The sequence below is a fragment of the Streptococcaceae bacterium ESL0687 genome (genome assembly GCA_029392475.1).
Classification (GTDB): Bacteria; Bacillota; Bacilli; order Lactobacillales; family Streptococcaceae; genus Floricoccus.
In genome coordinates this window covers 665,753-686,472 of the sequence record CP113940.1, presented here as the reverse complement: position 1 = coordinate 686,472, position 20,720 = coordinate 665,753, and the positions used below count along the sequence as shown (strand labels likewise).

Genomic DNA, 20,720 nt, shown 5'->3' with positions numbered 1-20,720 from the left:
AATGGCTTTTGATGGTATATTTCTCCACTATATGACCTCTGAATTAGAGGAAAGTCTTACTGGTGGACGAATTCAAAAAATAAACCAGCCCTTTGATAAGGAGCTGGTCCTTACAATTAGGGGAAACGGTAAAAATCATAAACTTCTCTTATCTGCCCACCCAAGTTTTGGCAGGGTCCAATTAACTAAGACGGTTTTTGAGAACCCAAAAACTCCTACAACCTTTGTAATGATTTTAAGGAAATACTTGAGCGGTGCCCTAATCAACAGTATCAAACAGGTTGAAAACGACAGGCAGATTGTCTTTGAAATTTCTAGCAAGAATGAAATCGGGGATGCCATGGAGATTGCCCTAATCTGTGAAATCATGGGTAAACACTCAAACATTCTTTTGGTCGATCGAAAATCAAATAAAATCCTTGAGTCGATTAAACATGTGGGCTTTTCGCAAAATGCCTACCGGACCATTCTTCCAGGAAGCACCTATTTGGCCCCACCTAGTGACGGTAAGATAAATCCCTTTACCGTAAGTGATGATAAATTATTTGATATCTTAAATACTGAGGATAATTTACAAAGAGTATTCCAAGGTCTAGGACGAGATACAGCTGCTGCTCTGGAACAAAATATTCTTCCCAACGAGAAAATAAAATCCTTCCATAATTTCATTAATGACCTTTGTCCTTCCCTTTATCCCTCAAGCGACAACTTCTCTGCTCTTAAACTGGCTGACGATTATTTGGCCTATGATAGTTTATCGGAACTTCTAGATGTCTACTATTCGGATAAGGCTGAGCGGGACCGCGTCCGCCAGGTGGCCAGTGAGGTTATCCGTAAGGTTGATAATGAGCTTAAAAAGAACCGCCAAAAACTTAAGAAGCAGGAAAAAGAACTTAAGGCAACTGACAAGGCTGAAACCTTTAGGCAAAAGGGTGAACTTCTTACGACCTTCTTGCACCAGGTACCAAATAATAAGGATTCAGTTATTCTTGATAACTACTACGATGGTCAAAAGATTGAAATCGCCTTAAACAAGGCTCTAACACCCAATCAAAATGCCCAAAAATACTTCCACAAGTACCAAAAACTAAAACAGGCAGTTAAATATCTTAATAGTCAAATTGAACAAACCAAACAGGCTATTTTATACCTGGAAAGTGTTGAAAATTCCCTAGCCCAGGCTGACTTATCTGAAATCGCTGAAATCAAGGAAGAATTAATCCAAACAGGCTATATTAAACTAAGAAAAAGGGACAATAAACGTCAAAAACTTAAGGATCCTGAACGATATATCGCAAGTGACGGAAGTCTAATCTTAGTTGGGAAAAACAACCTGCAAAATGAACAGTTGACCCATAAAATCGCCCGGAAAAATGATCTTTGGTTCCATGCTAAGGACCTTGCAGGAAGTCATGTTGTTCTTAGAGATAATCCCCATCCAAGTGATGAGGTTGTTACAGAAGCTGCTATGCTTGCTGCCTATTTCTCTAAGGCAAGAATGTCAAACCTGGTCCAAGTTGATATGATTGAAATCAAAAAATTAAACAAACCTGCAGGATCTGCTCCAGGTTTTGTAACCTATACTGGTCAAAAAACCCTCCGGGTCACACCAGATTTTGAGCGAATCAAAGAAATGAAGGAAGAGAACTAATTTTATCTTCCTGTTATATATTGTGTTGCAATATAAAGTGAATTGTTTATAACAACTTTTTGAAACTGTATCTAAAATCTGTTGAAAATCTTTGTTAATCGAATGACAAAGCATAAAGTAAGTGGTATAATTGACCTGTCTGATGGTTTTTTCAAGAACCATCCAAATTAATCTAAATTTAATAGAGGAGATTTAAAAATGACTGATGTTAAACAACACAAAAAAGTAATTCTTGTCGGTGATGGAGCTGTAGGTTCTTCTTACGCTTTTGCACTTGTAAACCAAGGTATCGCCCAAGAACTTGGAATTGTTGATATCTTTAAAGAAAAAACTGTAGGAGATGCTGAAGACCTTAGCCATGCGCTTGCTTTCACTTCACCTAAAAAAATCTACGCTGCTGACTACTCAGACGCTCACGATGCTGACCTAGTAGTACTTACAGCTGGTGCTCCTCAAAAACCAGGTGAAACTCGTCTTGACCTAGTTGAGAAAAACCTACGTATCAACAAAGAAGTTGTTACTAAAATCGTTGAAAGCGGATTTGACGGAATCTTCCTAGTTGCTGCTAACCCAGTTGACGTTCTTACTTACTCTACTTGGAAATTCTCAGGATTCCCTAAAGAGCGCGTAATCGGATCAGGTACTTCACTTGACTCAGCTCGTTTCCGTCAAGCTCTTGCTGAAAAAGTTGGAGTTGATGCACGTAGCGTCCACGCATACATCATGGGTGAACACGGAGATTCAGAATTTGCAGTTTGGTCACACGCAAACGTTGCTGGTGTTAAACTTGAACAATTCTTACAAGACGTTGAAGGAATTGATGAGCAAGGTCTTGTTGACTTATTCGTATCAGTACGTGATGCTGCTTACTCAATCATCGAGAAAAAAGGTGCTACTTTCTACGGTATCGCTGTAGCTCTTGCTCGTATCACTCAAGCAATCCTTAACGATGAAAACTCAGTACTTCCACTTTCTGTATTCCAAGAAGGTCAATACGGAGTTGAAGACGTATTTATCGGTCAACCAGCTGTTGTTGGTGCTCACGGTATCGTTCGTCCAGTTAACATCCCACTTAACGACGCTGAAACTCAAAAAATGCAAGCTTCAGCTAAACAACTTAAAGACATCATCAACGAAGCTTTCAGCAAAGAAGAATTCGCTTCTGCAGCTAAAAACTAATCGTCATTTGATGACTAACCTCCCCTCCTTGTGCGGGGAGGTTTTTTATTACATTTGTTGTCCCTCTACCGAGGATTTACAAAACAGTTTACAAAGAAGCTGAATAGAGCCTCTAAGCACCTTAAGAAGACACAAAAAAAGCAATCAAGTTGATTGCTTTTTATTCACTTTTGCAAGTTATTGTTGCCACTATCCCAAAAATTATTTGAAACAACATCGACATAGCTAGAACAAGAAGTGATGTCAGAAAGACTACTCCCCATGCATGATTTATCTTATAGAAAAGAATCCAAGAAATAATTACAAGTAAAAATAAAATTGCATGTGTGAAGTTTAGTGTTTTCTTAGTTATTTTAGAATCTAATTTGCTTTCATTCATAGTTAAAACTCCTGCTTTCATATAGCTCGTTCATCTAAATTTCCCTTAGAACAGGCATATAATATCAGAAATACTTAACCAAGTAAAGCTAGATATTGCACTTATGCTGCACTTCTTTTAGCCTACTATTCATTTCTATGATCTACTTAAATGATACTTAAACTTATAAGAAAAGGATACCACATAAATTACACCGGCTAGTCCATTCGATTTGAAACATGGGGCCTAATCTAAGAGTTTCTTCGTCATGATTTGCCTAAATACTTTCCTTTCTGCATTTTACAGATTGATTTTTTTGTTTTATTAACTTTATTTAAGAAAAGTAGAAAAAAGATGGAAGTTTATATTTTAATGTAAGTGTTTATTATTTTATTTACTTAATTTAAATCTTTTATTTATATTTTATTTTTGTATCTTTAAATAGTTGTTTATTCAAATAAATATATAGTAAATATCTTAATTTTGCATTTATTTCCTACTTCCGCTAATGCTTATTTGCGGAAGTAGATGTTAATTATTAAATATATTTTTTAATATATTTAAATTAGTTAATTTTTTATTATTTTTATAAATATATTTTATTTAATTAAATATAATAATTATATTAATTATTTATTAAAATATTTTATAATTTTTGTAAATGTCGAAGGCAAAAAAATATTTTCTTAAAAAATGAGCCAAATAACAAAAATCGATCATTTGGGCCCAAAAATAAAACTTCCATTATTTCCCTCTGCATTTTTTAACAAAATCAAAAAATTTAAAAAAAAATGGCTAGAAGGTACTATTTGTGTACTAATTTAGATCAAAATGACATATCCTAATTTCTTATTGATATAATTAAACTAAATGCAAAAAAGTCCCTGACGGCAATCAAGGACTAGGATGTACTGTATTTACAAAATTATTATATCATAGGAGGCTTGTTTTATGGAGAAAAATGTTACTAATGGTAGTAATAAACAAGAGGAATTTATAGCAAAGAAGATTATTATTATACTTTACTCAGCTACTAGCTTATGGCTTTTCTATACCGCATGGAGGGTCCACGCTGTAATTGTTGGTAGTACTAATAGCATGCATGATGCAAGTGACACTATGAGTAAAATCAGATCTGTGAGCGGGGACAGTATAGCTGAAAGCTATTATCAACAAGCAGGGAATGTCTATTCGTCATTTGCCGAAGGATTAAGTGGTATGCGTATCTTTTTCATTGCTATTTTAATTTTTTTAGGAATCATTTGTATTATCAAAGCTCTGAAGGAATCCGAAAATCTTAAGGTATCGATTAATTAACAATATAAAAAGCCCCTGATGGCAATCAGAGACTAGGATGTAATGCATACAAAAATATTATATCATAGGAGGCTTGTTTATGGCTAAAAAAATTACAGACGAAAATGGAAATACATACGTTCAGAAAAAACCTTTTTATAAAAAGGTTTGGTTTTGGGCGATCGTTGTTATTCTGATATTCATTATAGGAGGTTCTCTAGGAACTTCTAAAGCGAAAAAAGTTGAAGATGGTTCTTCAACTGCATCATCTGAAAAAAAATCTGAGCAGACTACTTTCAAGATTGGTGATGTTGTCGAACATAACAACGTTCAATTCAAAGTTAATAGTGTTGAATATTCATCAGGTACAAAATACTCAAAACCTAAGGAAGGAAATCAATATGTTATCGTGAATATAACAATTACTAACAAAGGCGATGACACAATAGACTATAATCCATACGATTTCAAATTAGACAGCAATGGAAATCAGACTAACTTGACTGAATTTGTAATGGCTGATTCTGGGGAGCAATTTGTCAACGATTCTCTTAATTCTGGTTCTTTAGCTAAAGATGGAAGTGTTACTGGTAGTCTAATCGGTCAAGCAAAGGTTGGCGATAAATACAAACTTCTCTATAACGGGAATATGTTTTCAAACAAAAGTAAAATCACTTTTGAGCTTAACTAATTAGATCATCAAAAAAATAACTTACTTCAATCAATGTTTGAGCAGTAATAAAAACCCTTATAAATAAGGGTTTTTTACTTTTCAAATATAAAAAATCGATAGGATTTATGATTTAAATTATCAACCTTCAAAAAATAGAATTCGATATTCCGTCGCTGCAGCCATTTTTATCACGATCGAGGGCGTGATTGTAGATCATAGTTGTGTTTAGACTTGAGTGCCTTGCAAACTGCTGAACCTCTGTTATGTCATGTCCCGCAAGAAGGGCAAGGGTTACAGCCGTATGCCTGAGGCTGTGGGCTGTTAGTCGCTCACTATTAAAGCCTGCTTCCTTCATAACTTTTTTAGCAATGGCTGAAACGGACCTCGTAGTAAGTCTTTTCCCCCTACTATTATTGCTTGTTGAGACAAAAAGTGGACTGTCTTCTTCCAAATCTTCCCGGCTGGCTAAGTACTCTCTTATAGCTTTTTCTACAGGAGCACTTATCTTGATATACTCTGTCTTCTCCTCCCGGCCCTTACCCTGAACATAAAGCACAGTATTACGGCCAAGGATTCTTAAATCTTTGATATCAGCCCTTGAAACTTCAATAGTCCTCAAACCACCTGTAATCATTAAAGAAAAGATGGCATAATTTCTAAGTCCTTCTTCAGTATCTTGATTAATACTTTCAATAATGTGTTTGACCTGATCAGCTGTTAGATAATCCTTTTTATGATTTTTATCAAGCTTTGCTCCTTTAACCCTATCAGCGATATTAGGATAAATTCCCTCTTGAGCTGTCCACTGGAAGAAAAGCCTGGCTGCCATGATGTAATTTTGAACCGTTGTCGGCTTAAGCCCACTATCCTTAAGTCCCTCCCTGTAAGCTAAAATATCAACCCTTTGGGGATTTTTAATATTGTTTAAGGCAAAATACTTAAACATTTGTCTGAGAGCTCTAGTATAAGTCTCAATGGTTTTAGGACTTGTATCTAGGTAGCTTATGAAACTTTCAAGGACCGTGGAATTAATCTCATCTTTAACAAGTAAATCCCTTTTATCATTATAATCTTCTAATTTTATAACTTCCATCTGACTACCTCCTTAGCTATTATTAATAAATTTTCTAGTAAATTTTCCTCAGTAATGATTTTTAAGTCTATTATAACCATTAAGTGGGTAAATATAAATAAAAACCAACAAATTTTTGAGGATTTGTTGGTTCTTTTTTTTATTTTGATTTGATGTAGTTAACACCGTTAGCTTTTGGTCCTGTTGACTTACCTAGGAAGATTGCAAGAACTACGATTGTAAGAACGTAAGGCGCAATTTGTAGGTAAACGATTGGAACGTTAGCAAAGAGTGGAAGTTGACCACCGATTACTGATAAACTTTGAGATAATCCAAAGAAGAGACTTGCAAGCATAGCTCCGATTGGATTCCACTTACCAAAGATCATAGCTGCCATGGCGATGAAACCTTGACCTGCGATTGTTGTCCCACTAAAGTTAACTGAGATTGATTGAGCGAAGATTGCTCCTCCAATTCCTCCAAGAAAACCTGAAATCATAACTCCTAGGTAACGCATTTTATAAACGTTAATTCCAAGAGTATCAGCCGCTTGAGGGTTTTCTCCCACACTTCTTAGGCGAAGACCAAAGCGTGTTTTAAAGAGAACATACCAGGCAACAAAGGAAATCAGAATTGCCACATAACCAACAAGTGAAGTTTTTTCAAAGAAGATTGGACCAATAACAGGAATTTTTGATAGAACTGGGAAGTCATAGTAACCAAAACTTTGTCTGATATTGTCTGTTTGACCTTTTCCGTAAAGGATTTTTGTTAGGAAAACAGCTAGGGCTGGCGCCATCAGGTTAATTACTGTACCACTAATAATTTGGTTGGCACGAAGTGATACTGATGCCAGAGCATGGATTAGTGAGAAAATAAGACCCACCACTCCTCCAGCTAGGCAGGCAATCCAAGGAGTAGCTGCACCAAACTGGTTTGTAAAAGTTAGGTTGAAGACGATGGCTGAGAAAGCTCCCATAACCATGATACCTTCAAGACCCACATTAACAACTCCTGAACGTTCAGAGAAGGTTCCTCCAAGACTTGTTAGAATCAAGGGAGTTGCGTAGATGAGCATTGATGAAATCAATAATTGAAAGATAGTTATTAAATCCATTATGCCTTACCTCCTTTTTCCTTGAAATTTGGGATTAGTTTTTCAATTACATATTTAATCCCCACAAAGAAGATAATACTTGCAATAACAATACTTACGATTTCTGGTGGAATTCCTGTCTTGTTCATTCCTGGAGCTCCAACCTTTAAGATTGAGAAGAGGAATGATGAGAAGAGGATTCCAAGTGGACTATTTTGTCCCAGAAGGGCTACAGCCATTCCATCAAAACCAATCGATGGACTAGATGGTTGAACAAAGAAGTTTTGGAAGGTTCCAAGTCCTTCAATTGTACCTCCAAGACCTGCAAGAGCTCCTGCGATAAGCATTGAACTTACAACGATACGTTTGCTTGACATACCAGCATATTCACTGGCATATGGATTTAGTCCAACTGAGCGGATTTCAAATCCAAGAGTTGTTTTAGTCATCATAATATAAACAAGGATTAGAACAATCAGGGCGATAAAGATCCCAATGTTTAAACGTGAGTTATTAGTTATTGATGACAGCCATTCCTGCCTGAAAGTAGCATTAGCTCCAACCTGAAGGGTTGAATCTTTTTCAGCAAGAATGCTTTTGCTAAATTTATAATGAATCAAGTATGTAGAAACAAAGAGGAAGACATAGTTTAACATGATTGTTACAATAACTTCACTCGTTCCCAGATAGGCTCTTAAAATCCCTGGAATTGCTGCAGCAAGAGCTCCTGCAAGCATACCGATTATAATTAAAAGAGGAATCATTACAAGCCTTGGAATGTCAGGGAAGCTTAGGGCAAACCAAACGCTTGCCATCCATCCACACAGGGCCTGTCCACTCATTCCGATATTGAAGAGTCCAGCCTGGCTTGCGACCGCAAAACTTAAGGCTGTAAGGATTAGTGGTCCCATACTTCTAAAGATTTCACCAATACTTCTTGTTGTCCCGAAGGCTGAGGTTAAAAGATCTTCGTATCCCCATAAAGGATTATAGCCAAAGATTAGCATGATGATAGCTCCAAATAGGAAACCGAATAATACGGCTACCACTGGGACTAAAAATTTCTTCAAGTCAAATGTTTTCATAATAATTAAGACTAAGTGGAAGAAGAGATCTTACTTAGTCTCTCCCCCTTTCCCGCCGACCATTAAGATACCAAGTTCTTGCTTATTAGTATCTTTTGGAGTAACGATTCCTTGTATCTTACCACTATGGATAACAGCTATTCTATCTGAAACATTCAGGATTTCATCTAACTCAAAACTTACAACAAGTACAGCTTTTCCTTCGTCACGTGCTTGAATTAAACGCTTGTGGATGTATTCAATGGCACCGACGTCAAGACCACGAGTTGGCTGGCTGACAATCAATAAATCAGGATTTAAATCAATCTCTCTTGCGATGATTGCCTTTTGTTGGTTACCTCCAGACAATGACCTTGCTGCTACAAGTTCATTAGCTGTCCTTACGTCAAATTCTTCAATCAATTCTCTTGCGTGGGCATTGATTTCCTTGTAATTTAGGAAACCGTGCTTGCTTAGAGGTGATTTATAGTAAGTTTGAAGGGCAATGTTTTCAGCCAGTGTCATATCAAGAACTAAACCATCACGGTGACGGTCTTCAGGGACATGTCCCACAGCCATTTCTGTAATCTTACGTGGTGTAAGATTAGTTGCATCTTGACCTTTAATTTTAACAAGACCACTTTCAATCTTACGAAGACCTGTAATAGCTTGAATTAACTCACTTTGACCGTTTCCGTCAATACCTGCAATCCCAACAATCTCACCAGCACGAACTGAAAGACTTAAGTTATTTACAGCAGGCACTCCACGGCCTTCATTAACCACAAGAGAATCAATTTCAAGGACAACATCCCCTGGAGTTGACTCAATTTTATCTGTCTTAAATGATACGCTGTGACCAACCATCATTTCAGCAAGTTCTTGGTTAGAACGACCTTCAACATCAACAGTATCAATCATTTGACCACGTCTAATGACAGTTACACGGTCTGCAACCTCACGGATTTCATCTAATTTGTGGGTAATCAAAATGATTGATTTCCCTTCCTTAGCAAGCTCCTTCATGATTTGCATTAATTCACCAATTTCAGCAGGTGTTAAAACTGCTGTCGGTTCATCAAAGATAATGATATCAGCCTTACGGTAAAGGGTTTTAATGATTTCAACCCTTTGCTGTTGCCCAACACCAATATCACGAACATAGGCATCAGGCGTTACCTCAAGACCATATCTTTTAGACAGGGCTTCAATTTCTTTAGCCGCATCCTTAGTATCAAGCTTTATACCAGATGTTTTCTCGTCACCTAAGATGATATTCTCGGTTACTGTGAAGGCATCAATCAACATAAAGTGCTGGTGGACCATTCCGATACCCAGTTTTGTAGCCTTGGACGGTGAGTCAATCTTCTCAACCTTACCATTTATCAAAATCTCCCCACTTGTTGGCTCTAAGAGTCCAGCAAGCATGTTCATGAGAGTTGATTTTCCGGCTCCATTTTCACCAAGTAAGGCGTGGATTTCTCCCTTACGTAGGGTCAGATTGATATTGTCATTGGCAACAAAATTACCAAAGACTTTTCTGACGTTACGCATTTCAATAACATTTTCAGCCATTAGTTTTTCCTCGTCTTTTTATTCCTACCATGGAAATAATCATGGTTTTCCATTTGCATAGATGATAATAATTATACCAAAAACCTTGATTATTTGTAAGTAGTTTGGGCACACAAAAACGAGAATAATTCTCGTTTTCATGGTATTTTCATTAATTTTCTGGAACTTCTACTTTTCCATCTTTAATTTCAGTACGAGCAGCTTCTACAGCTTTTTTAGCATCGTCAGAAAGGTTTGTTTCAACAAAGTCAACTGATCCGTCTTTGATACCAAATACTTCATGTTTTCCACCTGGGAATTTTCCGTCAACTGTTTCGTTAGCGATTGTTTTAACAACGGCACCAACACCTTTAATAGATGAACCTAGAACAAAGTTAGATTCTTTACCATCTTTAGATTTGTATGAACCTTCGTCAGCTTGGTCACGGTCAACTCCGATTACCCAAACTTTATCAGCTTCATTTTTTCTTTCGTTTTCTGATTTAGCAGCAGAGAATACTCCAGCACCAGTTCCACCAGCAGCTTGGTAGATTACGTCAACTCCACTTGCGTATTGAGCTGCAGCGATTGTTCTACCTTTAGAAGCATCAGCAAAGTCAGCAGCGTAGTCAACTTTTACGTCAATGTTTTTATCAACTGATTTAACACCTGCAACGAAACCTTTTTCGAAACGAGTGATTACAGTTCCTTCAACCCCACCGATAAATCCTACTTTGTTAGTCTTAGTAGTTTTAGCAGCAGCAACACCTGCAAGGTAAGCAGCTTCTTGGTCAGCAAATGTTGCACTTGCTACATTGTCTTTCCCAGTGATTTCATCGTCAATGATTACGAATTTAGTATTTTCATTTTTAGCAGCAGCTTCTTCAACAGCTTTTTGAAGTTTGAAACCTACTCCAAAGATTAATCCGTATCCGTCAGCTACAGCTGTGTCAAAGTTGTTAGCGAAGTCTGATTCATTTGTAGAAACAAAATATGTGTATCCTTTGTCTTTTGAAAGGCCGTGGTCTTTACCCCAAGCTTGCATACCTTCCCAAGCTGATTGGTTAAATGATTTATCGTCAACACCACCTGTATCAGTGATCATTGCGATTTTAAGATCAGTTTTACCCTCAGATGTAGATGATGAATCTTTCCCATCACGTGATCCACAAGCAGTTAGTGATAAAAGAGCTGTAGCCGCAAGACCAGCACCTAAAACACGTTTGTTCATAATAAAGTTAATCCTCCAAAAAATTTATTCTTTCGTAACCAATGATTATCTAATAATCACTTTCAAGTAAATTATAGTATATTATTTTTTATTTTTCAACATAATCTTAAGATTAATATTAGGAAAACGTTTTCTAAAAGGCTTAAAAACGAACATTAACCAAAAAATTCTTTCTTACCTTCTAAATGTTTACTATTTAACAAAAAATAAAAAAAGATTAGGAAAATTTCCTAATCTTTTTTATTATTTTTCTGGAACTGTAATTTTTCCACCTTTGATTTCAGTACGAGCAGCTTCTACAGCTTCTTTAGCTGAATCTGAAAGGTTAGTTTGAGCAAAGTCAACTGATCCATCTTTGATTCCGTAGGCAATGTGTTTTCCACCTGGGAAACTTCCTTTGACTGTTTCATCACTGATGATTTCAATAACTTTTCCAACTTCTTTGATTGTTGAACCTAAAACAAAGTTAGACTCTTTACCATCTTTAGACTTGTATGAACCTTCATCTTTTTGGTCACGGTCAACTCCGATTACCCAAACTTTATCAGCTTCGTCTTTTCTTTCATTCTCATCTTTAGCAGCAGAGAATACACCATTTCCTACACCACCGGCAGCTTGATAGATTACGTCTGCACCAGTTGCATATTGAGCTGATGCAATTGATTTTCCTTTAGCAGCATCTGAGAAACTTGCTGCATAATCAACTTTTACATCAATGTTTTCATTAACTGATTTAACACCTGCAATGAAACCTGCTTCAAAACGTTTGATTACGACGTTTTCAACTCCACCGATAAATCCTACTTTGTTGGTCTTAGTAGTTTTAGCAGCAGCAACACCAGCAAGGTATGCTCCCTCTTGGTCAGCAAATGTTGCGCTTGCTACGTTGTTTAGGCCGTCAATTTCATTGTCGATAATAACAAATTTAGTATCAGTATTATTTTTAGCAGCATCTTCTAAATCTTTAGTTAGTTTAAAACCAATACCGTAGATCAGATTATAGCCACTTGCAACTGCTTGGCTGAAGTTATTTGCAAAGTCTGCTTCAGAACCTGAGTTGTAGTAAGTGTAACCTTTATCTTTAGAAAGGCTGTGCTCTTTACCCCAAGCCTGTAAACCTTCCCAGGCTGATTGGTTGAAAGAACGGTCATCAATACCACCTGTATCAGCTACCATAGCTACCTTAAGATCAGTATCTCCTGATTTAGAAGTACCACCATCACGTGAACCACACGCTGTTAAGCTTAAAACTGCACCAGTTGCAAGGCTAGCTGCTAAAAATTTTTTGTTCATGAAATAACTCCACCTTTTTCCGTTTCTATACGGCATAAAAAATGCCTACAGGTATTAATTATATTACATTTATTTTACATTTGCAATAGTAAATATGAGGAAATATTAGCTTAATTCGTCAAATTGATAAGGTAAAAGCTCAGTTATCATAATTTTTTTGACTTCTTGGGTATTAGAAATTAAATATACTGGAAAATCACGGTCAAAGAATTCAACCATTACCTGCCTACAGGCTCCGCATGGTGAGATTGGTTTTGCAGCCTTGTCGCCATAAACAGCCATAGCTACAAATTCGCCCCTTTCTTCACCCTCACTGATTGCCTTAAAAATTGCTGTTCTTTCAGCACAATTTGTTAGGCCAAAAGAAGCATTTTCAATATTACATCCTTCAAAAATCTTTCCATCAATCGTAAGTAGAGCTGCACCTACTGGAAATTCTGAATAAGGAACATAGGCATTTTTACTGGCATTAATGGCAGCATCTTGTAACTTCTTAATATCCATCGTTTGCTTTCTCACCCTCCATAATTGCTACTCCAGCGCTGGTACCAATTCTTGTTGCTCCAGCTTCAATCATAGCCTGAGCATCAGCATCACTGTAGATTCCACCACTAGCTTTAACTCCCATGTCAGGACCTACTGTTTGACGCATCAAGCGGATGTCTTCCACTGTTGCTCCACCTGTAGAAAAACCAGTTGAAGTCTTAACAAAGTCAGCTCCTGCTTCTTTGGCGATTTTGCAAGCTGTAACTTTTTCTTCGTCAGTAAGAAGGGAAGTTTCGATGATAACCTTCGTTGTAGCCTGACCTGATGCATCAACTACTGCCTTAATATCGCGAGAAAGAAGATCTAAATCTCCTGATTTTAAAGCACCGATATTGATTACCATGTCAACCTCGTCAGCACCATTTTCAACAGCATTTGCTGTTTCGAAGGCTTTAGTTTCTGGTGTATTTGCTCCCAAAGGAAAGCCAATTACTGTACATACTAAAACATCAGAATCCTTAAGTTGGTCAGTTGCATAGCTCACCCAAGTAGGATTGATACAAACACTCTTAAAGTCGTATTTTTTAGCTTCATCAATAATTTGTTGAACTTTTTCCCTAGCTGTATCGGCCTTTAAAACCGTATGGTCGATATACTTGTTTAATTTAGTCATTATTTAATAATCTCCAAAATTTCTTTTATTTCTTTTTTGTTAGGTCCAATTACAATCTTAGGACGAACTTCTTCGATTTCTGAATCAGACAGATGATTATTATAGTAGATAGTAAAGATTTTGTCACCCACTTCTACTGAATCACCTATTTTTTTGTCAAGGACAATTCCTGCATCCATATCAATTGAATCAGCCTTGGTTGCGCGTCCTGCCCCCGCTTTCATGGCCAAACGACCTAAAACATCTGCTGGCAATTCTTCAATGAAACCTGCCTTATCTGCCTTAAATTCATAAGAGTACTTGCAGGGAGTTATATGACGAGCATTTTCCAAATCACCACCTTGGGCTAGAACAAATTGATCAAATTTATCAAGGGCTGGCCCTTCTGTTAGATTGTATCTGATTTCTTCATCAGTCTTTTCAAGACCAGCAAGAGACAGCATGATTTTAGCCAACTGACAGATAAAATCAGTTAATTCCTTGCTGCCACGTCCTTCCATGACCTCAATGGCTTCAATGATTTCAAGCTTGTTACCAATTGTAAGACCAAGTGGCTGCTGCATGTCGGTAAGTACCGCCACAGTATCACGTCCCACTGCTTTTCCAAGATCAACCATGGTAGTAGCAAGCGTTTCTGCGTCACTCAGATTTTTCATGAAGGCACCATCTCCGACTGTTACATCTAAAAGAATAGCATCAGCTCCTGCCGCAATCTTCTTAGACATGATAGATGATGCGATTAAGGGGATAATATCCACTGTCGCTGTAACATCACGCAAGGCATAAAGAAGCTTATCTGCCTTAACCAAATCATCAGATTGGGAAATAATTGCAAGATCGATATCTTGAACTTGATTCATAAAACGGTCTTCAGTAAGCTCTGTTTCAAAACCTGTAATTGATTCAAGCTTATCAATAGTACCACCTGTGTGACCAAGACCTCGTCCACTCATTTTGGCAACAGGAACATCAAAACTTGCCACAAGTGGGCCCAAGATAATACTTACCTTGTCTCCCACGCCACCAGTTGAATGTTTATCAACCTTAATTCCTTCAATCGAAGAAAGATCAATCTGTTTACCAGTTCCAACCATGGCCATGGTTAAATGACGAGTTTCCTCTGTTGTCATCCCCTGAAAGTAAATGGCCATGGCAAGAGCTGACATTTGATAGTCAGGAACTGTACCTTCTGCATAGTTATTTACCAGCCAGTAAATTTCTTCTTCCTTAAGCTCAAGACCGTCTCTTTTTTTCTGAATAAGATCAATCATCCTGTAAGTCATTCTTTCACACTCCTTAGAATAAAATACCCCTTCTCCTTGGCTACAACACTTACATTACCGAAGGTTTCCTCCATTTTTTTCTGAGCCGACGGTGCCCCTTGTTTCTTCTGGATAACAATCACTAAATCCCCACCCGGATTCAAGTGATCATAAGCTCCCGTAAGAACAGAATGAACGACAGTCTTCCCAGCACGAATGGGCGGATTACTCACGATATGATCAAATTTTTCGTCCCCAAGAGCTGAGTAAACGTCAGACTTGAAGATACGAGCATCAACATGGTTTGCTTGGGCATTTTGTTCCGCAAGGCCCAACGCACGTTCATTAACGTCAATTAAAGTTGGATGAACACCGTATTTTTTGGCAAGGGTTAGTCCCATAGGACCGTAACCACATCCAACGTCAAGTAGGCTTTCTCCCTCTTCCATGTGGGTATTATCGAGAAGAACACGACTTCCAAAGTCAATTTGAGTTTTACTAAAAACCCCGCTATCAGTCAAAAATGACATAGGGATATCCAGCAATTTAACCTTTAACTCATGAATGTCATGCTTGGCATCTGGATTTTCATCAAAGTACATTTTAGCCAATTACTTCAACCTCTTTCTATATCTTAGCCAATTACTAAAAGACAGGTAATAACTGCAAATATAATTACTACCAGCTAGCAAATACGCTAACAAATCTTCTAATAAACTGCTTTCATCTAATTCTACCATATTTTTCAACATGTAACCCTCTTTTAAAGGATAAATGCTTATAGACCAAAAAGTTAAACAAAATCACGCGCGGTTGGTGAGTGTTTTTGGTATTTGTTTATAAATCTTATCTTGCATATTCAATATTCTTCAGTAATACAAGAACTAAATACTGCTTAATCACCTAACCCACGTCATCCAAATTCTTCCTGTTTCCTTGTGTTTTTCTTTTGTTATTCATTGAATAAAAAAAGCCCGTGTGGGCTACTAGATACTTAAAAAATAATCTTATTATAGATGTCTTCTGGGATTGTCTCTAAAGGCGTATTAGTATCAATTGCTTTATTAATATCCCTTCTCATATTAGCAAGTCCTTCTTTTGCGAGCTCATAATTATCATAAAAATGCAAAAGTTCAAACCAACTAATAATATTTCTAAGAAATTCTCCACTAATTATTACTCTTGAATTCAAGTAATGCTATTAATAAAAGCCGTCCTTTCCTAATTCATATCTAATCCATTGCCATTTAGTACCTTTTGCTATTTTTCCTTGTTTTTCTGCTTGTTCTGCTTCTTTTAATTTAGCATAAACATAATCTAATATCTTAAATTTTTTAGCTAAGGATGTATATTTCCATTTCTTTTCAATTATATCAATAGATTCAACTTTATCGGACAACACGGAATCACTTACAGGTTCATAAGTTAAAAACTGATAACCAACATATCTAATTCTTTCAATATCCATAGCGGTTGAAAATTTACAAATTTGTAAGGCATAAGCCTCCCGCATCTCGTTAGATTTTTGAAAAGGGAACCAAGAAGAACGCTGGGCATCTACAGAAAGCCTCCCATATATTGTATTAGTTTCAAGGCGTGAAGGATAGATACAAAAACTACTAATTTTACTTTCACAACATTTCAGAAAAAAATTGTCTTGCCAAATCATTTTCTTTTTGTTACCCTATATTTATTGTAATAGTTAACAAATATTTTAGGAGATTTTATTTTGAAAACACAAAGACTTACACTTTCTGCCATGATGCTTGCAATTATCATTGTCTTAGGATTTTTCCCAGGTATCCCTCTGGGCTTCATTCCTGTTCCTATAGTTATCCAAAACATGGGTATTATCCTTACTGGTCTTTTACTTCGTAAGGCTGAATCTTTCACCGTTGTATCAGTCTTTCTTTTAATGGTCGCAATCGGTCTTCCTCTTCTTGCAGGTGGTAAGGGAAATGCGGCATCATTTGTAGGACCTACTGCAGGTTACCTCTTTGCATATCCTGTATGTGCCTTCCTTATTTCTTACCTAATCGAAAAATGTCCAAAGCCTATTAACTTTATCAAAGCCTTTGTCATTTCCTTCTTAATCGGAGTTCTCCTTCTTGATTTCTTAGGCGCCCTAGGTCTTCACCTTTCACCGGCCAGCAAGATGCCTTTCTTAAAGGCCCTTTACCTTCAAGTTACCTTTATCCCAGGAGATACAATTAAGGCCCTTGTTGCAAGCCTAATCTATGTTCTTCTACCAAAAAACATCACTGGTAGAAACTAAAAGTGGAAACTGTTTACGGACTTAAGCTTCAAGCAAATGGCGGCTGCATTCATTATAATAGTGATCTAGATATCATTGCTAACAGGTGTAATGAATGTAAGAAACTCTATGCCTGCTACCTTTGCCATGATTCCTTAGAAAATCATAAATTCAAAGGCTTTCCCTATGAGGATCAAACACTTTCTGTCATGTGCTGCCTTTGTGGCCAAACATATAGCTACAAGGAATACAGTAAACTTGTAAAATGTCAGTCATGTCAGTCAGCCTTTAATCCAAAATGTAGCCTACATAAAGATATTTACACCCACAAGTAATAATCAAGTAATCCAATAACCAAATAGTAATAAAAAGACAGGGCACAAATCCTGTCTTTTTTCTTACTTATTATTTGACTTTTATCATTCGTATGATAAAATTTACATATGAAATAAATATCATGTATGGAGAAATTATTATGAAAACTTTCAACCTAAGACTGGATAAGGAAGCAAAGGAAAAGGGATCTTTAATCCTTACAAGTATTGCCTTTTGTATCCTTGGAATCTACTTTAAGTCAAGCAACCAAGCCCTAAGCACAGGAATTTTCCTTCTTGCCTATCTAATTGCGGCCCAAGGGGTGTTAAGAAAAACGGTTAAAAATATCATGGCAGGAGATTTTTTCAGCGAAAATATGCTCATGTCCATTGCAACTATCGGGGCCCTTTTAATCGGTGAATATCCTGAAGCAGTTGCTGTAATGGTCCTTTATGAAATTGGAGATATCATCGAAGACATGGCTGTTGACCGGTCAAAACGTTCTATCTCAGGTCTTTTAGAAGCAAAACCAGAATTTGCCCACCTAAAAACTGATAAGGGAGTTGAAACCGTAGATCCTACCCTTTTAAAGGTCGGAGACATTTTCCTTGTAAAACCAGGAGAAAAGGTACCAGTTGATGGGCTAGTAATTGACGGTAAATCAAGCGTTAATACCGCAGCCCTCACCGGAGAATCTCTTCCCGTATCAGTAGACAAAGGAGACACAGTTTTAAGCGGTTCTATCAATCAAGAAGGGCTAATCACTCTTAGGGCAAGTAAAGTCTATCAGGACTCAGCCGTTGCTAAAATCCTTGATCTTGTTGAAAATGCAAGTGACTCCAAGGCACCGACTGAAAAATTCATCAGCAAGTTCGCTCGCTACTACACTCCCCTAGTTGTCCTAGCTGCTATCTTAATTGCCGTCCTTCCGCCCCTTTTAGCAGGTGGCGACTGGACAGTCTGGTTTAGAAGATCTCTTGTCTTCCTTGTTATTTCGTGCCCTTGTGCCCTTGTTATCTCTGTTCCACTAAGCTTCTTTGCAGGTATCGGTGCCGCCTCTAAGCACGGGGTTCTAGTAAAGGGAAGTAACTTCCTTGAAGCCCTAAATGACGTTGATACAGTTGTTTTTGACAAAACAGGGACACTTACTGAAGGGGTTTTTGAAGTAACAAATATTGAAAACCACAGCAAGCTATCTGACCAAGACCTGATAGCCCTTGTGGCAGCCCTTGAAAAAGAATCAAATCACCCCATCGCAAAGTCAGTTTTAGCCTATAATAAGATAGATTTAGCTGCCTATGAGACCAAAGGAATTGAAGAAATCCCAGGTCACGGACTTAAAGGATTTATTAACGGGCAAGAGCTTGTTGTAGGTAATATGAAGGCCATGGAAAATCTTGGCTTAAAAATTACAGCAAGTAAAAGAAGTGGTACCCTTATCTATGTGGCCCTTGACGGCAACTACTTAGGTGTTATAACAGTATCTGATAAGATTAAGGCTGATGCAAAAGTTGCCATCGGAAACCTTAAAAAACTTGGAATTACAAATCTTGTCATGCTTACAGGGGACAATGAGAAGGTAGCAAAAGATATTGCTGGCCAACTGGGATTAAGCCAAGTCTATGCAGGACTCCTACCTGAGGACAAGGTTAATATTTTAGAAGACTTAAAGGAAAAATCTCACGCCCGCAATAAAAAAACAATCTTCACAGGTGATGGTGTCAACGATGCCCCAGCCTTGACTCTTGCTGATATCGGAATATCAATGGGCGGGGTCGGAAGTGATGCGGCTGTTGAAGCATCTGATATTGTTATCATGAAAGATCAACCTTCTAAGATTGCTACAACCATTAAAATTGCAGCCTTCACGCGCAAGATTGTCATCCAGAACATTGCCTTTGCCTTGATTGTAAAACTACTTTTCATCATCCTAGGAACCTTTGGGGTTGCAAGCATGTGGGAGGCAGTATTTGCAGACGTAGGTGTCACAGTCATTGCAGTCCTAAACACCGTTCGCATCCTTAAAAAAGATTATCAAAAATAAAAAACCTGATTTATTCAGGTTTTTTTGTTAATTTCATACCACATTAGCCCTCTAATATTCTCATAAGACTATAATTTCTATACTTTTTATTGCGTTTTTCCTGCTTACTTACATAAAGAAGGCCTTCATCTACTAGTATCTCTAAATTTTTTCGAACAGTAGCCGCACTTAGTCCAGTAATCTCCTTAATTTGTGCCACAGTAGCAACAGGGATTCTAAATGTTGCTAGCCATACTTGTTTAAGAGAAGGAGTTTTTAAATTTTTATTACCATTTAATGCCAAATCTTGAGCTAAATTCAGCTTTTTCAGTAGATTATCAGCCATTCGATCACAAGAATCAATAAAAAATTTAATCCAAGAATACCAATCAGGATTATCCCCTCTAACACCATTTAGTAAATCATAATATCTGGCCTTTTCTTTTTCCAGCTCTTCGCTGACAAAAAATACAGGATATTCAATTAATTTATCATTTAACATATTTAAAACAATCATTATTCTTCCTAAGCGACCATTACCATCTAAGAAAGGATGGATTGATTCAAATTGGGCGTGCATAATTGCTGTTTTTATTAAAGGGTCAACAGTTTCATCAAAAATTTCACCTTCTCCAGAGTGTTTAACAAAAGAACGATGGCTTTGAGAATTTATATAGTGTTCCAAATTTTCCATATAGCTACTAATCTCATTAGCACCTATTGGAATGTATACTGCATCTTCTATTTTATTAGTAGGACCTATGAAATTTTGAATCTTTCTAAACTTACCAGCACCACTGGATGTCCCCCTAGAACCATTCATCAAAATTTCATGGAGTTCTTGCAGTAACCTAGTAGCAATAGGATATCCATTACGAACTAATTCTGATCCTCTTAGAAGAGCCCTTTGATAGTTTTCAACTTCTCTTTGCTCTGTACTTTTTTTTGCAGAATCAATATTTTCAATAGCATTAGAAAAAGTTACCTGAGTTCCTTCAATCCTTGTCGATTCTACAGACTCTTGAAGGGATAGTAAATTTACAAGATTTTCACTTACGAGTGAGTATTTAATTTCAGCAGTTAATTTACCAATTTTTTGTTTGACATTTGCTAGAGAAGCATAAATGTCCTTTGCCTGACGATCTGATACTGATGGTGGCAACATTTTTATACCTTTTATAGCCATATTACACCTCTATTATTATATTTAGTTACACTATTGTACATTTTTTATACTTTA

The 20,720-nt window shown here is 37.0% G+C and carries 20 protein-coding genes; 7 read left to right on the top strand and 13 right to left on the bottom strand.

Annotated features, from left to right (window positions below):
* The first annotated feature begins 1 nt into the window (after nucleotide 1).
* From OZX60_03470 to OZX60_03455, 4 genes are all read left to right on the top strand, one after another.
* On the top strand, nucleotides 2-1,651 hold the full coding sequence (locus OZX60_03470) for an NFACT RNA binding domain-containing protein (GenBank protein ID WEV45802.1): 1,650 nt from the start codon (nucleotides 2-4) through the stop codon (nucleotides 1,649-1,651).
* Nucleotides 1,652-1,849: 198 nt separating this feature from the next.
* A complete protein-coding gene (locus OZX60_03465; GenBank protein WEV45801.1) occupies nucleotides 1,850-2,830 on the top strand; it encodes an L-lactate dehydrogenase in 981 nt (326 codons plus the stop codon).
* Nucleotides 2,831-4,139: 1,309 nt separating this feature from the next.
* Nucleotides 4,140-4,505: a hypothetical protein gene (locus tag OZX60_03460; protein WEV45800.1), complete on the top strand. Its 366-nt coding sequence runs from the start codon at nucleotides 4,140-4,142 to the stop codon at nucleotides 4,503-4,505.
* Nucleotides 4,506-4,584: 79 nt separating this feature from the next.
* Nucleotides 4,585-5,175 carry a DUF4352 domain-containing protein gene (locus OZX60_03455; protein ID WEV45799.1) on the top strand — a complete coding sequence of 197 codons (591 nt, stop codon included), beginning with the start codon at nucleotides 4,585-4,587 and terminating at the stop codon, nucleotides 5,173-5,175.
* Nucleotides 5,176-5,302: 127 nt separating this feature from the next.
* Here the strand turns inward: OZX60_03455 and OZX60_03450 are convergent, their stop codons facing one another.
* The 12 genes from OZX60_03450 to OZX60_03395 form a co-directional block, all read right to left on the bottom strand.
* Nucleotides 5,303-6,250 (bottom strand): tyrosine-type recombinase/integrase, encoded by a 948-nt coding sequence (locus OZX60_03450; GenBank protein WEV45798.1) that lies wholly within the window; start codon nucleotides 6,248-6,250, stop codon nucleotides 5,303-5,305.
* Between the two features lie 139 nt (nucleotides 6,251-6,389).
* On the bottom strand, nucleotides 6,390-7,346 hold the full coding sequence (locus OZX60_03445; GenBank protein WEV45797.1) for an ABC transporter permease: 957 nt from the start codon (nucleotides 7,344-7,346) through the stop codon (nucleotides 6,390-6,392).
* Nucleotides 7,346-8,410 (bottom strand): ABC transporter permease, encoded by a 1,065-nt coding sequence (locus OZX60_03440; protein ID WEV45796.1) that lies wholly within the window; start codon nucleotides 8,408-8,410, stop codon nucleotides 7,346-7,348. The genes OZX60_03445 and OZX60_03440 overlap by 1 nt, the downstream gene beginning before the upstream one ends.
* Nucleotides 8,411-8,440: 30 nt before the next feature.
* Nucleotides 8,441-9,964 (bottom strand): ABC transporter ATP-binding protein, encoded by a 1,524-nt coding sequence (locus OZX60_03435; GenBank protein WEV45795.1) that lies wholly within the window; start codon nucleotides 9,962-9,964, stop codon nucleotides 8,441-8,443.
* A 151-nt stretch (nucleotides 9,965-10,115) separates the two neighbouring features.
* Entirely contained in the window at nucleotides 10,116-11,174 is a 1,059-nt protein-coding gene (locus OZX60_03430) for a BMP family protein (protein ID WEV45794.1), read from the bottom strand.
* A 243-nt stretch (nucleotides 11,175-11,417) separates the two neighbouring features.
* Complete coding sequence (locus OZX60_03425) at nucleotides 11,418-12,467, bottom strand: BMP family protein (protein ID WEV45793.1); 1,050 nt, start codon at nucleotides 12,465-12,467, stop codon at nucleotides 11,418-11,420.
* A gap of 105 nt (nucleotides 12,468-12,572) precedes the next feature.
* The gene (locus tag OZX60_03420; protein ID WEV45792.1) at nucleotides 12,573-12,971 is read right to left on the bottom strand and encodes a cytidine deaminase; all 399 of its coding nucleotides are present in this window, start codon (nucleotides 12,969-12,971) and stop codon (nucleotides 12,573-12,575) included.
* The gene (deoC, locus tag OZX60_03415) at nucleotides 12,961-13,626 is read right to left on the bottom strand and encodes a deoxyribose-phosphate aldolase (GenBank protein WEV45791.1); all 666 of its coding nucleotides are present in this window, start codon (nucleotides 13,624-13,626) and stop codon (nucleotides 12,961-12,963) included. Before deoC ends, OZX60_03420 begins: the two co-directional genes overlap by 11 nt.
* Complete coding sequence (locus OZX60_03410; protein ID WEV45790.1) at nucleotides 13,626-14,909, bottom strand: pyrimidine-nucleoside phosphorylase; 1,284 nt, start codon at nucleotides 14,907-14,909, stop codon at nucleotides 13,626-13,628. Before OZX60_03410 ends, deoC begins: the two co-directional genes overlap by 1 nt.
* Nucleotides 14,906-15,499, bottom strand: coding sequence for a class I SAM-dependent methyltransferase (locus tag OZX60_03405; GenBank protein ID WEV45789.1), 594 nt, complete (start codon nucleotides 15,497-15,499; stop codon nucleotides 14,906-14,908). Before OZX60_03405 ends, OZX60_03410 begins: the two co-directional genes overlap by 4 nt.
* A gap of 383 nt (nucleotides 15,500-15,882) precedes the next feature.
* Nucleotides 15,883-16,080, bottom strand: coding sequence for a hypothetical protein (locus OZX60_03400; protein WEV45788.1), 198 nt, complete (start codon nucleotides 16,078-16,080; stop codon nucleotides 15,883-15,885).
* A 9-nt stretch (nucleotides 16,081-16,089) separates the two neighbouring features.
* Nucleotides 16,090-16,557: a hypothetical protein gene (locus OZX60_03395; protein ID WEV45787.1), complete on the bottom strand. Its 468-nt coding sequence runs from the start codon at nucleotides 16,555-16,557 to the stop codon at nucleotides 16,090-16,092.
* A gap of 60 nt (nucleotides 16,558-16,617) precedes the next feature.
* Here OZX60_03395 and OZX60_03390 point away from each other — a divergent pair, with 60 nt between their 5' ends.
* The 3 genes from OZX60_03390 (at nucleotide 16,618) to OZX60_03380 (ending at nucleotide 19,501) form a co-directional block, all read left to right on the top strand.
* On the top strand, nucleotides 16,618-17,163 hold the full coding sequence (locus tag OZX60_03390; GenBank protein ID WEV45786.1) for a biotin transporter BioY: 546 nt from the start codon (nucleotides 16,618-16,620) through the stop codon (nucleotides 17,161-17,163).
* 2 nt (nucleotides 17,164-17,165) lie between these two features.
* A complete protein-coding gene (locus OZX60_03385) occupies nucleotides 17,166-17,477 on the top strand; it encodes a CHY zinc finger protein (protein ID WEV45785.1) in 312 nt (103 codons plus the stop codon).
* Between the two features lie 140 nt (nucleotides 17,478-17,617).
* Nucleotides 17,618-19,501 carry a heavy metal translocating P-type ATPase gene (locus tag OZX60_03380; GenBank protein WEV45784.1) on the top strand — a complete coding sequence of 628 codons (1,884 nt, stop codon included), beginning with the start codon at nucleotides 17,618-17,620 and terminating at the stop codon, nucleotides 19,499-19,501.
* Between the two features lie 43 nt (nucleotides 19,502-19,544).
* Here OZX60_03380 and OZX60_03375 read toward each other — a convergent pair whose 3' ends face one another.
* Complete coding sequence (locus OZX60_03375) at nucleotides 19,545-20,666, bottom strand: Fic family protein (protein WEV45783.1); 1,122 nt, start codon at nucleotides 20,664-20,666, stop codon at nucleotides 19,545-19,547.
* Nucleotides 20,667-20,720: the final 54 nt, after the last annotated feature.

Excerpts from the sequence above, each read along its gene's own strand:
- OZX60_03450 (WEV45798.1), bottom strand. The coding sequence starts at position 6,250 with ATGGAAGTTATAAAATTAGAAGATTATAATGATAAAAGGGATTTACTT.
- OZX60_03410 (WEV45790.1), bottom strand. The coding sequence starts at position 14,909 with ATGACTTACAGGATGATTGATCTTATTCAGAAAAAAAGAGACGGTCTT.
- OZX60_03440 (WEV45796.1), bottom strand. The coding sequence starts at position 8,410 with ATGAAAACATTTGACTTGAAGAAATTTTTAGTCCCAGTGGTAGCCGTA.
- OZX60_03380 (WEV45784.1), top strand. The coding sequence starts at position 17,618 with ATGAAAACTTTCAACCTAAGACTGGATAAGGAAGCAAAGGAAAAGGGA.
- OZX60_03420 (WEV45792.1), bottom strand. The coding sequence starts at position 12,971 with ATGGATATTAAGAAGTTACAAGATGCTGCCATTAATGCCAGTAAAAAT.
- OZX60_03465 (WEV45801.1), top strand. The coding sequence starts at position 1,850 with ATGACTGATGTTAAACAACACAAAAAAGTAATTCTTGTCGGTGATGGA.
- deoC (WEV45791.1), bottom strand. The coding sequence starts at position 13,626 with ATGACTAAATTAAACAAGTATATCGACCATACGGTTTTAAAGGCCGAT.
- OZX60_03435 (WEV45795.1), bottom strand. The coding sequence starts at position 9,964 with ATGGCTGAAAATGTTATTGAAATGCGTAACGTCAGAAAAGTCTTTGGT.
- OZX60_03470 (WEV45802.1), top strand. The coding sequence starts at position 2 with ATGGCTTTTGATGGTATATTTCTCCACTATATGACCTCTGAATTAGAG.
- OZX60_03445 (WEV45797.1), bottom strand. The coding sequence starts at position 7,346 with ATGGATTTAATAACTATCTTTCAATTATTGATTTCATCAATGCTCATC.
- OZX60_03425 (WEV45793.1), bottom strand. The coding sequence starts at position 12,467 with ATGAACAAAAAATTTTTAGCAGCTAGCCTTGCAACTGGTGCAGTTTTA.
- OZX60_03430 (WEV45794.1), bottom strand. The coding sequence starts at position 11,174 with ATGAACAAACGTGTTTTAGGTGCTGGTCTTGCGGCTACAGCTCTTTTA.
- OZX60_03460 (WEV45800.1), top strand. The coding sequence starts at position 4,140 with ATGGAGAAAAATGTTACTAATGGTAGTAATAAACAAGAGGAATTTATA.
- OZX60_03395 (WEV45787.1), bottom strand. The coding sequence starts at position 16,557 with ATGATTTGGCAAGACAATTTTTTTCTGAAATGTTGTGAAAGTAAAATT.
- OZX60_03455 (WEV45799.1), top strand. The coding sequence starts at position 4,585 with ATGGCTAAAAAAATTACAGACGAAAATGGAAATACATACGTTCAGAAA.
- OZX60_03375 (WEV45783.1), bottom strand. The coding sequence starts at position 20,666 with ATGGCTATAAAAGGTATAAAAATGTTGCCACCATCAGTATCAGATCGT.